General features: G+C 64.0%; 10 protein-coding genes. 6 read left to right on the top strand and 4 right to left on the bottom strand.

Annotated features, from left to right (window positions below; translation table 11 throughout):
- The first annotated feature begins 14 nt into the window (after nucleotides 1–14).
- Nucleotides 15–1,616, top strand: a complete 1,602-nt coding sequence (locus QCM77_RS29780; RefSeq protein ID WP_279685973.1) for an alpha-amylase family glycosyl hydrolase — start codon at nucleotides 15–17, stop codon at nucleotides 1,614–1,616.
- Between the two features lie 17 nt (nucleotides 1,617–1,633).
- Here QCM77_RS29780 and QCM77_RS29775 read toward each other — a convergent pair whose 3' ends face one another.
- Nucleotides 1,634–3,331, bottom strand: a complete 1,698-nt coding sequence (locus QCM77_RS29775) for an alpha-amylase family protein (protein WP_279685972.1) — start codon at nucleotides 3,329–3,331, stop codon at nucleotides 1,634–1,636.
- A gap of 246 nt (nucleotides 3,332–3,577) precedes the next feature.
- Between QCM77_RS29775 and QCM77_RS29770 the strand changes: the two genes are divergently transcribed.
- Complete coding sequence (locus QCM77_RS29770; protein ID WP_279685971.1) at nucleotides 3,578–4,069, top strand: MmcB family DNA repair protein; 492 nt, start codon at nucleotides 3,578–3,580, stop codon at nucleotides 4,067–4,069.
- 181 nt (nucleotides 4,070–4,250) lie between these two features.
- Here the strand turns inward: QCM77_RS29770 and QCM77_RS29765 are convergent, their stop codons facing one another.
- On the bottom strand, nucleotides 4,251–4,805 hold the full coding sequence (locus QCM77_RS29765) for an ActR/PrrA/RegA family redox response regulator transcription factor (RefSeq protein ID WP_211395226.1): 555 nt from the start codon (nucleotides 4,803–4,805) through the stop codon (nucleotides 4,251–4,253).
- A gap of 103 nt (nucleotides 4,806–4,908) precedes the next feature.
- A complete protein-coding gene (locus QCM77_RS29760) occupies nucleotides 4,909–6,219 on the bottom strand; it encodes an ActS/PrrB/RegB family redox-sensitive histidine kinase (RefSeq protein ID WP_279666333.1) in 1,311 nt (436 codons plus the stop codon).
- Between the two features lie 105 nt (nucleotides 6,220–6,324).
- Between QCM77_RS29760 and QCM77_RS29755 the strand changes: the two genes are divergently transcribed.
- The 4 genes from QCM77_RS29755 to QCM77_RS29740 all read left to right on the top strand — a co-directional run bounded on the left by QCM77_RS29755 (nucleotide 6,325) and on the right by QCM77_RS29740 (nucleotide 10,450).
- Complete coding sequence (locus QCM77_RS29755) at nucleotides 6,325–7,128, top strand: ABC transporter ATP-binding protein (RefSeq protein WP_279685970.1); 804 nt, start codon at nucleotides 6,325–6,327, stop codon at nucleotides 7,126–7,128.
- Nucleotides 7,125–7,943 carry an ABC transporter permease gene (locus tag QCM77_RS29750; RefSeq protein ID WP_279685968.1) on the top strand — a complete coding sequence of 273 codons (819 nt, stop codon included), beginning with the start codon at nucleotides 7,125–7,127 and terminating at the stop codon, nucleotides 7,941–7,943. The genes QCM77_RS29755 and QCM77_RS29750 overlap by 4 nt, the downstream gene beginning before the upstream one ends.
- 121 nt (nucleotides 7,944–8,064) lie before the next feature.
- Entirely contained in the window at nucleotides 8,065–9,393 is a 1,329-nt protein-coding gene (locus tag QCM77_RS29745) for a polyhydroxyalkanoate depolymerase (RefSeq protein ID WP_279666337.1), read from the top strand.
- Between the two features lie 217 nt (nucleotides 9,394–9,610).
- Nucleotides 9,611–10,450 carry a M48 family metallopeptidase gene (locus tag QCM77_RS29740; RefSeq protein ID WP_279685967.1) on the top strand — a complete coding sequence of 280 codons (840 nt, stop codon included), beginning with the start codon at nucleotides 9,611–9,613 and terminating at the stop codon, nucleotides 10,448–10,450.
- A gap of 393 nt (nucleotides 10,451–10,843) precedes the next feature.
- Here QCM77_RS29740 and QCM77_RS29735 read toward each other — a convergent pair.
- Nucleotides 10,844–13,043 (bottom strand): transglycosylase domain-containing protein (locus tag QCM77_RS29735; RefSeq protein ID WP_279685966.1); only part of this gene is annotated, 2,200 nt, incomplete at its 5' end.

Raw genomic sequence — 13,043 nt, 5'->3', positions numbered from 1 at the left:
ATGGGTTTTCCGGCATGGCTCAGGGCGGTGACAATTGGTGGCGCGACGGCATTTTCTATCAGGTCTATCCGCGCTCGTTTCAGGACTCGGACGGTGACGGTGTCGGCGATCTCGCCGGGATCCTCCGGCGGCTGCCTTATGTGAAATCGCTGGGCGTCGACGCGATCTGGCTGTCGCCGATCTTCCCGTCGCCGATGGCCGATTTCGGCTACGACATCTCCGACTATACCGGCATCGAGCCGCTGTTCGGCACGATGGCGGATTTCGATGCGCTTCTTGCGGCCGCGCACGACAATGGCCTGAAGCTGATCCTCGATCTCGTGCCGAACCACACCTCGGACCAGCATCCCTGGTTCGTCGAGAGCCGTTCCTCGCGCGATAATCCCAGACGCGACTGGTACATCTGGCGCGACCCGGGCGAGGGTGGCGGCGTGCCGAACAATTGGCTGTCCGAGTTCGGCGGCAGCGCGTGGCAGTTCGACGAGACGACCGGGCAATACTACTACCACGCCTTCCTCACCCGGCAGCCGGACCTCAACTGGCGCAATCCTGACGTCCGTGCGTCGATCTACGATGTGATGCGGTTCTGGCTGGAGAGGGGCGTCGACGGCTTTCGCGTCGACGTGATCTGGCACCTGATCAAGGATGCCGAGTTCCGCGACAATCCGCAAAACCCGCATTATGTCGAGGGCCGGCCGCCGAACGAAAAGATCCTGACGCAATATTCCACCGACCAGCCGGAGGTGCACGACGTCATCGCCGAGATGCGGCGTGTCACCGACGCGTATGCGGCGCGCGTGCTGATCGGCGAGATCTATCTGCCGCTGCATCGCCTGATGGCCTATTACGGCAACGACCTCACCGGCGCGCAGATGCCGTTCAATTTCGCGCTGCTCTCGACCTTCTGGAGCGCGCGCTCGATCGAGAAGATCGTCGGGGATTACGAGAAGGCGCTGCCGAAGGGCGCCTGGCCGAACTGGGTGCTCGGCAATCACGATCGCCCGCGCGTCGCAAGCCGCGTCGGGCCGGAGCAGGCCCGCGTCGCCGCCATGCTGCTGCTGACGCTGCGCGGCACGCCGACGCTCTATTACGGCGACGAGATCGGCATGCATCAGCTCGCGATCGCCCCCGAGGACGTGCGCGATCCCTTCGAGAAGAACGTGCCCGGCATCGGTGTCGGCCGCGACGGCTGCCGCACGCCGATGCAATGGGATTCCTCCAACTTCGCCGGCTTCTCGGAGGTCAGGCCATGGCTGCCGCTGCCGGAGGATCATATCCGCGAAAACGTCGTCAATCTCGAAGCCGATTCACGTTCGATCTTCAGTCTGTACAAGCGCCTGATCGCGTTGCGGAAGGCATGTCCGCCGCTGGTCGCGGGCGACTATCATCCGATCGCGGCGCAAGGCGATCTGCTGGTCTATCGCCGCGAGGCCGAGGGCAGGGCGGCGATCGTGGTGCTCAATCTCGGTCCTGAGCCGATCGCGGTCACCAGCAGCGCGATAAGGTTTGGCAGCGAGATATTGCTGTCGACGTTTTTGGATCGCGAGGGTGAGCGGCTCGAAGGGGTGCTGGATTTGCGCGGCAATGAGGGCGTGATCATCGCGCCGCCTTCTTAGCCTTCGCCGGGACGACATTATCCCGAATGCTTGTTGCCCGCGGTAATCCCGTCGATATCACTCCGCTTCAACAGATAGTCCAGCCCGCCGACGCGGTACCAGCGATAACCGTAAGGCTCCAGCACGATGCGGTGCTGGCCGCGCTTGTCGGCGTGGCTGTGGTCTTCCGCGAGCAAATTGATCAGGTGTGCGCCGGCATCGTCAGGCAGCCCCGCCGAAAATGCGATCTCGCGGGGCTTCTCGTCGAGATTGTGCACGAACAGCACGGAATTGTTGCGCCAGTCGTAGCGCATGATGAACACGGCGGGATCCCGCGTCGCGATGATCGCGAAATCGCCCCAGCCGATCTCCGGCACCTCCTTGCGCATGCGGACGATGCGCTCGGTCCAGTTCAGCATTGAATTGGGATCGCGCCGCTGTTTGGCGACGTTGACGTGCTCGTAGCCGTAAGGGCCCTTGTCGATGACGGGGCATGCCGGGTTGTCGCTCTTGGTGAAGCCGCCCTGGGGCTCGGTCGACCATTGCATCGGCGTGCGCGCGCAATTGCGCTCCGGCAATGAGAGATCGTCGCCCATTGCAATCTCGTCGCCGTAACGGATCACGGGCGTCCCCGGCAGCGTGCACATCAGGCTGTAGGCGAGCTCGAGCCGCCTGCGGTCCCCGCCCAGCATCGGCGCGAAGCGGCGGCGAATGCCGCGGTCGTAGAGCTGCATGTCCTTGTCCGGACCGAAACGCTTGAAGACGATGTCGCGCTGCGCCTTGGTCAATCGGCCGAGATCGAGCTCGTCGTGATTGCGCAGGAACAGGCCCCATTGCGCCGTGGCCGGCCGCGGCTTGGTCGCCTTCAGCGATTTCGCCAGCGGACGCGAGTCGCCCGACGCCAGCGCATAGAACAGATGTTGGTTGACGTGGAAGTTGAACATCATGTGCATGCGGTCGGCATCGCGGCCGAAATATTCCAAGTCGGTTTCCGGCAGCACGTTGGCCTCGGCGAGGATGATGGCGTCGCCCTGCCGCCATTGCAGGAATTCGCGGAATGCGCGCAGCATGTCGTACTGCTCGATTGGCTTCTTCACCTTCGCGCCCTTGGTCGCGATCACGAAGGGCACCGCGTCCATGCGGAAGCCGGAGACGCCGAGCTGGATCCAGAAGCCCATGATCTTGAGAATCTCGGCCTGCACGTGCGGGTTCGAGGTGTTGAGATCGGGCTGGAAATCGTAGAAGCGATGAAAGTAATACGCTCCGGCTTCCTTGTCGCGCGTCCAGGTCGACTTCTGCACGCCGGGAAACACCATGCCCTTGTTGGCGCCGGCCGGCTTCTTGTCGGACCACACATACCAGTCGCGGTAGGGCGATTTCTTGTCGCGCCGCGCCTCCTTGAACCAGTGATGCTGGTCGGAGGTGTGGTTGACCACGAGATCGATGATGATTCGGATGCCTCGCTGCTTGCAGCCATGGGCGAACTCGACGAAGTCGCCGAGCGTGCCGTAGCGGGAATCGACGCTGTAATAGTCGGCGATGTCGTAGCCATCGTCGCGGCCCGGCGAGGTCTGGAACGGCATCAGCCAGATCGTGGTGATGCCGAGCCCGTGCAGATAATCGAGCCGGCGTAAGAGCCCCTTGAAATCGCCGACGCCGTCGCCGTCGGCGTCCATATAGGTGCCGACGGACAGGCAATAGATGACAGCGTTCTTGTACCAGAGATCGTCGATCATGCGCCGCGGTCTCGATGCTCCGCCCGGGCCGGCGGCTGCGTGATAAGTGTTGAGGGCGAGGGCGGTTCCGCACTCCGCCGTCGTCCTGGACAAGCGAGCGGAGCGAGCGCTGCTCCAGGACCCATTACCCCAGGGAGCAGTGTGGCGAAGATGCGTGGTGAGCAGCTCGTGCTCCAACGGCCGCTTGGGGTAATGGGTCCCGGCTTTCGCCAGGACGACGACGGAGGAATCGGCTAATCTCCCCCCATGGACAACCCCGCCCGCAACATCACCCTGGTGCCGCCGCCGGACCGCCGCCAATCCGAGACGGCGCTGGCGATCGCGCGCGGCACGGCGCGGTTGCTCCGCTCGCTCGGCTTCACCTGCATCAGCGAATTGCCGCTGCCGTCGGGGCGGCGCGCCGATCTCGTCGCCCTGAACGAGCGCGGCGAGATCTGGATCGTCGAGATCAAGTCGTCAGTGGAGGATTTGCGCGCCGATCAGAAATGGCACGAATACCGCGCGCATTGCGACCGGCTGTTCTTTGCCTTCACGCAGGATCTGCCTTGCGAGATCTTTCCGCAAGACACCGGCCTGATCATCGCGGATGCCTATGGCGCGCATCTGCAGTGCGAGGCGCCCGAGCACAAGCTCGCTGCGGCCACGCGCAAGCAGATGACGGTGCGATTTGGCATGGCGGCGGCGCTGCGGATCAACCGGCTGGTCGATCCGCAGGGGCATGCGGATTTTTGGGAGTAGCGCAAAGTCCGAATTGCCGCCCCGTCATCCTGAGGTGCGAGCCACGCCGCGCAACGCGCGGGGTGGGGAGCCTCGAAGGATGCACGGCCGGGATGCAGCCGGGCCGTCGTCCTTCGAGGCTCGCCTTGCTTTTGCAAGGCGAGCACCTCAGGATGACGGTGATGGATGGTTGATGGCAGAATTACCGCGGCGCGCGCTTGGCCAGAATGCGCTGCAACGTCCGCCGGTGCATGTTGAGCCTGCGCGCGGTCTCCGAGACGTTGCGGTTGCACATCTCGTAGATGCGCTGGATGTGTTCCCAGCGCACGCGGTCGGCCGACATCGGGTTCGCCGGCAACTCGGATTTGTCCGAGCCGGTCGAGAGCAGCGCCGCGACGACGTCGTCGGCGTCCGCAGGCTTGGAGAGATAATCGATCGCGCCCATCTTTACCGCGGTGACGGCGGTGGCGATGTTGCCATAGCCGGTCAGCACGATCGCGCGGGCGTCGGGGCGCTTCTTCTTCAGCGCCGAGACAACGTCGAGACCGTTGCCGTCGCCGAGCCGCAGATCCACCACGGCGAATGCCGGCGCCGCCTTGCCGATCTGCGCCAGACCGTCCGAGACGGTGTCGCAGGACGTCACCGCAAAGCCGCGCGTTTCCATGGCGCGCGACAATCGCTCCAGGAACGGCTTGTCGTCCTCCACGATCAGCAACGAGCGGTCGGTCTGTTCGTTCAGTTCGGCGATGGCGTTCAAGGTGTCGTCCTCTCTCCAGCGCGTCTACATATGGCGGCGCAATCGGGCGGTGCCAAGGCCGCCAATAGTCGATCGGCCCTGTTGTGCGACGCAAGGTCGCGGCCTATCCTATTGTTTCTTCAAAGGTCTCGATAGCCTCAAAACGCTCTCGCAGCCACGTGATCTGGACCACCGCACCGTGTTCCGGAAAGGTCCGGTTGGTAAACGAGACTTTGGCGCCGGTGCGCTCCAGCAAAGTGCGTGCGATGAACACGCCCAATCCGAGGCCGCCGCCTTCGTCCTGGCTGCGTCGCCGTGACAAATAGGGCTCGCCGATCCGGTTCAGGATATCGGGCGGAATCCCGGGGCCGTCGTCGGAGATCAGGATCTCGATCGTGTCCTTGTTCCACCACGCGTTGACCTCGACCGTGGTGCGGGCGAAATCGACCGCATTCTCGACGATGTTGCCGACGCCGTAGAGGATCGCCGGATTGCGCGAACCGACCGGCTCGGCCACGATGGCGACCGCGATCCGCACCTTGATATCGACGCCGAAATCGCGGTGCGGCGCCACCACCTCCTCGATCAACTCCGACAGCTTCATGCGGTCGAATGGCGCGCCGGTGGAGGAGAGCTGGGTGATCTTGCTCAGGATGTCGCGACAACGCTGCGTCTGCTCGCGCAGGGTCTTCAGGTCGGCGGCAAAACTCGGCTCCTTCACCGTCTTTTCCAGTTCGCGCGAGATCAGGAAGATGGTCGCGAGCGGCGTGCCGAGCTCGTGCGCAGCGGCCGCAGCCAGGCCGTCGAGCTGGGTCAGATGCTGCTCGCGCGTCAGCACGAGCTCGGTCGCGGCCAGTGCGTCCGCAAGTTTCCGCGCTTCCTCGGTCACCTGGAACGAGTAGAGGCTGGTGACGCCGATCGCGAGCACGATCGAGAGCCAGACGCCGACGAGATAGATCGGCGGCAGCACCAGCGGATCGTCGGAATCCCAGGGCAGCGGCAGATGGAAGAAGAACAGGACCGAGGCGCAGGCGACAGCCAGCACGCCGAGGCCGAAGGTGAAGCGGGCCGGCAGGGCGGTCGCCGAGATCAGCACGGGCGCGAGGAACAGGAACGAGAACGGGTTCTGGAGTCCGCCGGTGAAGAACAAGAGACCCGCCAGCTCCACGATGTTGAGCGCGAGCAGTCCGGCCGCCTGCATCGGCTCCAGCCGCTGCAGCGGATTGGACACGGTCTGGAGCGCCAGATTGAGCGCCGCCGACAGGGCGATGATGCTGACGCAGGGGACGATCTCGACGTTGAATTCCAGCCCTTGCGCCACGATGAAGATCGCAGCGAGCTGGCCGAGCACCGCGAGCCAGCGCAGCCGCAGGATCGTGTCCAGGCGGATATGCCGCTGCGCGGGGCGAAAGTCGGAAGCGGCAATTTCGGTCATTTCGGCCAATGGGGCGGTGCCTTCTCGATCACAAGCGCGCGGCTCGCGGAACCACCGGATTACAAGCCTTGCGCTCTCCGCTGCAATAGCAGAAGAACGCCCAGCATGACCGAGAATGACAAGGCTTCAAGTCGGCCGACTGTCGCGGATCGCAGCCTCTCCGCGGCAATCGCGGTCGATCACCTCGTCAAGGTCTACAAGCAGACCCGCGCCGTCGACGACATCTCCTTTTCGCTTTCGCGCGGCAGCATCACCGGCCTTCTGGGCGGCAACGGCGCCGGCAAGACCACGACCATCGCGACGATCATGGGCCTCGTGCTACCGACCTCCGGCCGTGTGCAGGTGCTCGGGCATCGGATGTCCGAGGAAAGCGCTTCCGTGCTGGGGCGGATGAATTTCGAAAGCCCCTATGTCGACATGCCGATGCGGCTCACGGTGCGTCAAAACCTCACCGTGTTCGGCAAGCTCTATGCGGTGAAGAATCTCGCTGGTCGCATCGCGAAGCTCGCCGACGATCTCGATCTCACCGATTTCATCGACCGCGCCAACGGCAAGCTCTCTGCCGGGCAAAAGACCCGCGTTGCGCTTGCCAAGGCGCTGATCAACCAGCCCGAGTTGCTGTTGCTGGACGAGCCGACCGCCTCGCTCGATCCTGACACGGCCGACTGGGTCCGGGGCCATCTGGAGCGCTATCGCAAGGCGAACAACGCCACCATCCTCCTGGCCTCGCACAACATGCTCGAGGTCGAGCGGCTCTGCGACCGCGTCATCATCATGAAGCGCGGCCGTATCGAGGACGACGACACGCCCGAAGCCATCATGGCCCGCTACAACCGTACCACGCTGGAAGAGGTGTTTTTGGACGTCGCGCGCGGCCGGGTGAACGGCGCGAAGGAGGCGGTGCGATGAGCGAGCTTTCCCTCCATCGCGGCATTTCCGTCCATCGCATCGGCGCGATGATCCTGCGCTATTGGTATTTGCTGATGTCCTCCTGGCCGCGTCTGCTCGAGCTGCTCTACTGGCCCGCGCTGCAAGTCATCACCTGGGGCTTTCTTCAGCTTTATATCGCGCAGAATGCAAATTTCTTCGCGCGTGCCGGCGGCACCCTGATCGGCGCCGTCATCCTCTGGGACATCCTGTTTCGCGGCCAGCTCGGCTTCTCCATCTCGTTCCTGGAAGAGATGTGGGCGCGCAACCTCGGCAATCTCATGATGAGCCCGTTGAAGCCGATCGAGTTTCTGCTGTCGCTGATGATCATGAGCCTGATCCGGCTCGCGATCGGCGTCATCCCGATGACGCTGCTCGCGCTGTTTTTGTTTCACTTCAACGTCTATGCGCTCGGCCTGCCGCTGATCGCGTTCTTCTGCAATCTGATCTTCACGAGCTGGTCGGTCGGTATCTTCGTCTCTGGCCTGGTGCTGCGAAACGGCCTTGGCGCCGAGAGCATCGTCTGGACCTTGATGTTCGCGATCATGCCGCTCGCTTGCGTCTACTATCCCGTCAGCGTGCTGCCGGTCTGGCTGCAATATGTCGCGTGGGCGCTGCCGCCGACCTACGTGTTCGAGGGGATGCGCGCGCTGCTGATCGAAAACACCTTCAGGACCGATCTGATGCTGAGTGCGTTGGCCATCAACGCAGTGCTGCTGGTTGCATCGTTTGGGGCATTCCTTGCCCTTTTGCGCAGCGCCAGGATGCAGGGCTCGCTGCTGTCAGGCGGTGAATAACGTCACTTTCTCGTGGATTCAGCTCGGTTTTGGCACCTCGGCCACGTAGATGTACGGAGCCATGCATTGACGCAATATTACGCATTCGGCAGTATGTTGCGATGCGAAGAGGAATTTAGCGATGCCTATTGGTGAGTTTGGCGGCGCGCCGCCCCTGGCGGCTGAAGGCAGTCCGGTCCTGACGACGCCGATGTACTGGATGTACGAGATGGCGCAGGCCTCTCTCAATCCGGCGCGTGCGGTCACCGACGCGACCAAGCTGCTGTTTCAGAATCCGCTGAACCCGTGGGCGCGCACCGAGGTCGGCAAATCGGTTGCCGCGGCCTGCGAATTGTTCGAACGCACCACGCGCCGCTACGGCAAGCCGGAATGGGGTCTCAACGACACCGAGGTCAACGGCATCCGCGTCCCCATCGAGGTCCGCCCGGTCTGGGAAAAGCCGTTCTGCCGCCTGCTCTACTTCGATCGCAAGTTCGCGCGTCCCTTGCGCAGCCCGCAGCCGCGCGTGCTGATCGTAGCTCCAATGTCAGGCCACTATGCGACGCTGTTGCGCGGCACGGTCGAAGCCTTCCTGCCGGCGCATGAAGTCTACATCACCGATTGGGCCGACGCCCGCATGGTGCCACTCAGCGACGGCCGCTTCGATCTCGACGACTACATCGATTATGTCATCGAGATGCTGCATGTCCTCGGCGGCAACACTCATGTGCTGGCAGTGTGCCAGCCTTCCGTTCCCGTCGTCGCCGCCGTCTCGATCATGGAAGCGCAGCGCGATCCTTTCGTGCCGACCTCGATGACGCTGATGGGCGGCCCGATCGACACCCGTCGCAACCCGACCGGGGTGAACGACCTCGCCCAGGAGCGCGGCATAGATTGGTTCCGCAATCACGTCATCACCAAGGTGCCGTTCCCGCATCCGGGGATGATGCGCGACGTCTATCCGGGCTTCTTGCAGCTCAACGGCTTCATCAGCATGAATCTCGACCGGCATATGGATGCCCACAAGCAGCTCTTCGCCAATCTGGTGAAGGGCGACGGCGATCTCGTCGACAAGCATCGCGACTTCTACGACGAATATCTCGCGGTGATGGATCTCTCCGCCGAGTATTACCTGCAGACGGTCGACACCGTGTTCGTGAAGCACTCGCTGCCGAAGGGCGAGATGACCCATCGTGGAACACGCGTCGATCCCTCGAAGGTCACGCGCGTCGCGTTGATGACGGTCGAAGGCGAGAACGACGACATCTCCGGGCTCGGTCAGACCGAAGCGACGCACACATTGTGCAGCTCGATTCCCGATCATCGCCGCGTTCATTACGTCCAGAAGGGCGTCGGACATTACGGCGTGTTCAACGGCTCGCGCTTCAAATCGGAAATCGTGCCGCGCATCCATGACTTCATGGTCTCGGCGGCGAATCCGAGCTCGTTACAGGCTCTCGCGGCCGAATAATCGCGTTTTTCGGCTTTCCCGTCGAAAATCCAAGCCCTGTCGGAGGTTCCGGCAGGGTCGAGTTCCCTCCAGATTCGCGGTATTGCGGTAGCTTTGTAGGAGTGAGTCTTACCTCATCCCTTGGGGGTGGTGCATGCGTCCAGCGAGGGCGAAAAAAGCCGGTTCCAACCCCAGTCTGTAGGGTCTCCCGGACGCCAGACCCCTGTATATTGGGCAAATGATTTGTTTTTGCGCCGAGCGCTTTCCCTGGCGGCGGTTATGGCAGAATCCGAGCGCCCTCCTGCCCCCCGGACTGACAGACATGGCCACTCGCGCGCTCCTCTATCGGCGGCCCCACGAACCGAAGACCCTCCTGATCACCCATGGATCGCAATTTTTTGCGATTCGACTGCGCCGGCATCGCCGCGCGCGCCGCTACACGCTCAGAATTCATCCGAGCGATCGCGAAGCCATCCTCACCATGCCGCCGCGCGGCACGCTCGCCGAAGCAAAGGACTTTGCGCAGCGCCACGGCGCGTGGATCGCGGCACGTCTCGGTCGCTTGCCGAAGGCTGCGCCGTTCCAGCCTGGCACAGTGATACCGCTTCGTGGCGTTTCCCATCGCATCGTTCATCGCGCCGGCACGCGCGGTACGGTGTGGACGGAAGTGCGCGACAGCGGTGAACGGATTCTCTGCGTCGCCGGCGGCGCCGAGCATGCCGACCGTCGCGTCAGCGACTTCCTCAAGCGCGAGGCGCGCCGCGATCTTCAGCGCTCGGCGGAATCCTATGCCGCCGACCTCGACGTCAAGGTGAAGCGGCTCTCGATCCGCGATCAATCCAGTCGCTGGGGCTCCTGCACCTCGGCCGGTTCGCTGTCGTTCTCCTGGCGCCTGATCCTCGCGCCGCCCTACGTGCTCGACTATCTCGCCGCGCACGAGGTCGCGCATCTCATCGAGATGAACCATTCGGCGCGATTCTGGCGTGTCTGCGGCAAAGCCTGCCCGTCGATGGAGCGCGCCAAGAAGTGGCTCGACACGTACGGCAATGATCTGCACCGGTACGGGGTCGAGGATTAGGCTGCGCTGCCAGCCCCATCTGACGCTGTCATCGCCCGGCTCGACCGGGCGATCCAGTATTCCGAGGCGGTTGTAATTGAACCGAGAGGCGGCGGCGTACTGGATTCCCCGCCTGCCGCCTACGCTAAAAGCTTCGGCGCCCCTGGAGCTCAACCTCGGCGAAGCCTTGGCGTAGCCGGGTCGCGGGGAATGACAGTCGAGAATGCGGCGACGTCCGCGCGTTTTCGCGGACTCATCGATACGCTGCGGTGATTGCGCGGCGTTCGTTATTTGCCTTGCCGCATCAAAGCCTTCGCACAATCCACCGCGCATCGCGCCGGACATGGCCGGCTACTGTGCATGGGGTTGTTTTCGCGTTTTTTGTTTTGAGGTCACCAGGATCTCGGGCCGACCCTAGCGATTTCCGCCGAATAGCCGGTCCATCAGCCAGCCGTCGAGCCCTGCCGCCGCTTCCGGTCGCGCATTGGCGCGCGTGGGGGGTGGGCGATAGCCGCTGTTGCTGCCCGATGCCGGTCCCGGCGCTGCTGCCGTCGGCGGCGACACCTGCGAGGCTGCCTGCGCGAGGTTCGACAGGCCCCAGCTCGCTTGCGAATTCGGCAAGGCGGCCACCGGCACACCGTCGTGTGCCGCGCGCATGAAGCGGGACCAGACCTCGACCGGCAGCCCGCCGCCGGTCGCCTTCTTGGTCGGCGAGTTGTCGTCATTGCCGAGCCACACGCCGGTGACAAGGTTGGCAGTGTAGCCGATGAACCAGGCGTCGCGGTAGTCCTGGCTGGTGCCGGTCTTGCCGGCCGCCGGCCAGCCCGGGATCTCCGCTTTCTTGGCGGTGCCGTTGATCAGCGTTTCCCGCATCATGGTGTTCATCATGCCGACATAGCGCGGGTCGATCACCTGGTTGTGCTCGTCGGCCTGGCGCATGTAGAGCAGCTTGCCACTGAGCGTCCTGATCCGCGTGACGACATGCGGCGTCGCCGCGAAGCCGCCATTGGCAAAGGGCGCATAGGCGCCGACCAGCTCGACCACCGAGACCTCGGAGGTGCCGAGCGCGATCGAGGCGTTGGGCTCGAGTTTTGAGGAGATCCCGAGCCGGTGCGCGGTACGCACCACGTTCTTCGGCCCGACCTCGAGGCCGAGGCGGATGGCGACCGAGTTGAGCGACATCGCGAGCGCCTGGGTCAGCGTCACCGCGCCGAAATATTCATGCGTGTAGTTCTCAGGTTTCCAGCCCTTGACCTCGATCGGCGCATCCTGGCGGACCGTATCAGGCGTCAGCCCCTGCTCGAGCGCGGTCAGGTACACGAACGGCTTGAATGACGAACCTGGCTGGCGCTTGGCGGTGACGGCGCGGTTGTACTGGCTGTCGGAATAGTTCCGCCCACCGACCATGGCGCGCACCGCGCCGTCAGGCGTCATCGCCACCAACGCGCCCTGGCTGACATTGAACTTCACGCTCTTGGCTGCCAGCTCGTCGATGATGGCGGCTTCCGCCACGCTCTGCAGCTTCGGGTCGATCGTTGTCTCGACCTTGATGCTCTCGTCGATCTGGCCGACCAGATCGTCCAGCACCTCGCCGATCCAGTCGGCGACGTAATTGACCGTGCCGGCGCCGACCGGCCTCACATTGTAGGAGGGTTGGCCGATCGAGGCCTGCGCCTGCGCCTCGGTGATGAATTTGGCATCCGCCATCGCCGTGAGCACGATTTTCGCGCGCGCTTCCGCGCCCTCGGGGTTGCGGTTCGGCGCGAGCCGCGACGGCGATTTGACGAGGCCGGCCAGCATCGCGGCTTCCGCGACGGTGACGGTCTTGGCCGACTTGCCGAAATAGCGCTGCGCGGCGGCTTCGACGCCATAGGCGCCGGAGCCGAAATAGACGCGGTTGAGATAGAGCTCCAGGATCTCGTTCTTGGAATGCTTGCGCTCCAGCCAGATCGCGAGCTCCGCTTCCTGCAACTTGCGCTGCATGGTGCGCTCCTGGGTCAGGAACAGGTTCTTCGCCAGCTGCTGCGTCAGCGTCGAGCCGCCCTGCGATACGCCGCGATGCATGACGTTGGTGACGAGCGCGCGCAGGATGCCGATCGGGTCAATGCCGAAATGGGAATAGAAGCGGCGGTCCTCGATGGCGATGAACGCCTTGGGCAGATATTGCGGCAGATCCTTCAGCGAGATGTTGGCGCCGGCCATCTCGCCGCGCTGCGCCAGCATGCTGCCGTCGATCCCGACGATCTGGATCGTCGGCGGTCGCTTGGGGATTTCCAGCGACTGGATCGGCGGCAGATGGGCGCCGACATAGACCACGACGCCGATCACGGCAATCGCGCCCCACAGGCCCAGCACCGCGCCCCAATAGACCAGGCGGCCGAGCCCAGCGCCGAGGCGCGACTTGGATCGCCGCTTGGCGCCGCCGCGGCCGGCCGGCGCCTTGCGCTCGCGCGGCGCCTCGTCGCCGGCATCCTCGCTCTTGCGTTTGGCAGATGATTTCGTCGATTTCTTCCGCTTGTCGTCGCCGCCGGGGATGCGGTCCGCCGCGGTCAGGCGCAGATCGGCGAGCGCCGCGGGCAAGCCGAACAACGGCTCCTTCCGCCCACCCTTTTTC

Origin of the sequence: Bradyrhizobium nivariense, from assembly GCF_029846695.2 — a bacterium.
GTDB lineage: Bacteria > Pseudomonadota > Alphaproteobacteria > Rhizobiales > Xanthobacteraceae > Bradyrhizobium.
Note: the sequence above shows the minus strand (reverse complement) of the source record. Positions and strands in the feature narration are given on the sequence as shown.

Excerpts from the sequence above, each read along its gene's own strand:
- QCM77_RS29780 (WP_279685973.1), top strand. The coding sequence starts at position 15 with ATGGCTCAGGGCGGTGACAATTGGTGGCGCGACGGCATTTTCTATCAG.
- QCM77_RS29775 (WP_279685972.1), bottom strand. The coding sequence starts at position 3,331 with ATGATCGACGATCTCTGGTACAAGAACGCTGTCATCTATTGCCTGTCC.
- QCM77_RS29770 (WP_279685971.1), top strand. The coding sequence starts at position 3,578 with ATGGACAACCCCGCCCGCAACATCACCCTGGTGCCGCCGCCGGACCGC.
- QCM77_RS29760 (WP_279666333.1), bottom strand. The coding sequence starts at position 6,219 with ATGACCGAAATTGCCGCTTCCGACTTTCGCCCCGCGCAGCGGCATATC.
- QCM77_RS29755 (WP_279685970.1), top strand. The coding sequence starts at position 6,325 with ATGACCGAGAATGACAAGGCTTCAAGTCGGCCGACTGTCGCGGATCGC.
- QCM77_RS29750 (WP_279685968.1), top strand. The coding sequence starts at position 7,125 with ATGAGCGAGCTTTCCCTCCATCGCGGCATTTCCGTCCATCGCATCGGC.
- QCM77_RS29745 (WP_279666337.1), top strand. The coding sequence starts at position 8,065 with ATGCCTATTGGTGAGTTTGGCGGCGCGCCGCCCCTGGCGGCTGAAGGC.
- QCM77_RS29740 (WP_279685967.1), top strand. The coding sequence starts at position 9,611 with ATGATTTGTTTTTGCGCCGAGCGCTTTCCCTGGCGGCGGTTATGGCAG.